At 66.7% G+C, this 2,008-nt stretch carries 2 protein-coding genes; one reads left to right on the top strand and one right to left on the bottom strand.

All coding sequences use genetic code 11. The features are described 5' to 3' along the window. The first annotated feature begins 74 nt into the window (after positions 1-74). Complete coding sequence (locus ACFWEG_RS28955; RefSeq protein WP_378886428.1) at positions 75-566, top strand: hypothetical protein; 492 nt, start codon at positions 75-77, stop codon at positions 564-566. Here the strand turns inward: ACFWEG_RS28955 and ACFWEG_RS28950 are convergent. Beyond that, positions 559-1,764 (bottom strand): IS110 family transposase, encoded by a 1,206-nt coding sequence (locus ACFWEG_RS28950; RefSeq protein ID WP_387221071.1) that lies wholly within the window; start codon positions 1,762-1,764, stop codon positions 559-561. The two genes, ACFWEG_RS28955 and ACFWEG_RS28950, sit on opposite strands and share 8 nt — an antisense overlap. Between the last annotated feature and the right edge of the window lie 244 nt (positions 1,765-2,008).

The following is a 2,008-nucleotide window of genomic DNA, read 5'->3' as shown; positions in this document are numbered from 1 at the left end:
GGGGGGGTGCCCCTATGGGTTTGGTCAAGGAAATCCGGGTGCGTTTGTGTTCGGGCTGAGGTCAGCATTGCCTAGTGTCTGAGGTGCTGTGGGATGACGTGAAGGGCTTCTTCGACCTTGAGTGGGAGGGGTGTCTTCCGGATGTGTGGGTCATGGGAACTACGGTCCAGGATTGGCAAGCGGTCCTTGATCTGATCGTTGCGAGTGGCTGGCGGAGTGAGTACTCCGAAGGTGGTGTGGTCATTCCGCTGCCGCGTGCTGCGGAGGTGCTGTCGCGGCCTGCTGATGCCGAGTGCGCGGACCTGCGGGTCTGGCTGACATCGGATGTGTTGGCGATCTTTCGGTTGGAGTCGGCTGACGAGATCGGTTTCGACGTGGACCTGAGGGAGTTGCAGGGACAGGACCGGCTGGATGTGCTGTGCGGATTTCTTCGTGCGATCGGGCGCCGACTGAGCAAGCCGGTGGTGATGACGCCCGAAGGTGACTGGGACCAGAGTCATCCGGTGCTGGGATTCGACGTCGAGTCCGACCGGGTGGTGCTGCTGGCGGAGCCGCAGATCAGCTGACCGTGGCCGCCGGACGTGATTCGTAGAAGGCGCCGTCGCGGAGCATGGCGAAGAGGACGTCCGCCCGGCGTCGGGCGAGGCAGAGCAGGGCCTGGGTGTGGTGCTTGCCCTGGGCGATCTTCCTGTCGTAATAGGCCCGGGAGGCCGGGTCGGCCAGAGCGGCGAACGCGGAGAGAAAGAAGGCCCGTTTGAGCTGCTTGTTTCCTCGCCGGGAGGGCTGTTCGCCTCGGATCGACGACCCTGAGCTGCGGGTTGCCGGGGCGAGTCCTGCATAGGCGGCGAGGTGGCCGGCGGTTGGGAAGGTGCTGCCGTCTCCGACCTCGATCAGAATCCTGGCCCCGGTCCTGACACCGACTCCCGGCATCGACATCAGGACCTTCGAAAGAGGGTGGGCCTCCAGGAGTTCCTCGATCCGCCCGGCCAGGAGTTTGCGCTGCTCAAGGACTGCGGTCAGGGATCCGGCCAGGCTCGGGACGATCAGCGCGGCTGCCTCGGTGCCCGGAACGACGACGGTCTGCTCGTCCAGGGCGGTGAAGATGTCCTCGACCAGCCGCTCGGTCATCCGCGGGGCCTTCGGTCGTAACAGCGTGACCAGCCGCCGCCGTCCGGCCTTGCGGATCTGGGCCGGTGAACCGAACCGCTCCAGCAGGGCCAGCACGGCCGGGTGCTGCAACCGCGGCCCCAGCACCCGCTCCAGCGACGGGTGGATCTGCGTCAGCAGGCCGTGCAGCCGGTTCGCGACCCGGGTGGCCTCTCCAGCGAGGTCGTCGTCGAACCCGACGATCATCTCCAGTTCGGCGATCGTCTCGTCCTCGCCGTTGATCGTCCGCAGCGTGTGCGGCATCGCGCGGGCCGCGTCGGCGATGATGAACGCGTCCCTCGCATCGGTCTTGGCCTCGCCCGGGTAGAGGTCGGCGATCCGTCGCATCGTCAACCCCGGCAGATAGGCGACCGGGCAGCCCATGTCCGTCGCGACCGCCAGAGGCAGGGCGCCGATCGAGGCCGGCTGGTCGACCACGACCAGCACCGTCCCGTGCTTGGCCTGCAGTTTGGCGAACAGCTCGCGGAGCTTGGGTTCGGTGTTGGGCAGGCGCTTGTCGAAGGCCTTCTTCCCGGCCGGGGTGATGGCGGTGGCGTGGTGTTCGCCCTTGCCGACGTCCAGGCCGAGGAAGACGTCGATGTCGCCGGTGTCGATCACGTGTAGGCCCCTCCATCACGCTTTCGTCCGGCCCTGGCACGGCATCGAGCTGCCACATCCACGTTACGGAGAGCTCTTCCGGCCTTGGGTGAAGCCGGTGCTCAAGCCCCTCATCAGCGGTCCGTCGATGCCTCCGAGCCCGGTGACACCACCCCCCGGATCATCAACAACAGGAGGGGGAAGTCATGCCGGACCCGAAGGCCGGAGGCCCCATTGCGGAGCCACGAAAAAGGTAACGGGGGGG

The organism is Streptomyces sp. NPDC060194 (assembly GCF_042728285.1).
Taxonomy (GTDB): Bacteria; Actinomycetota; Actinomycetes; order Streptomycetales; family Streptomycetaceae; genus Streptomyces.
This window is presented reverse-complemented; position numbering and strand designations above follow the sequence as displayed.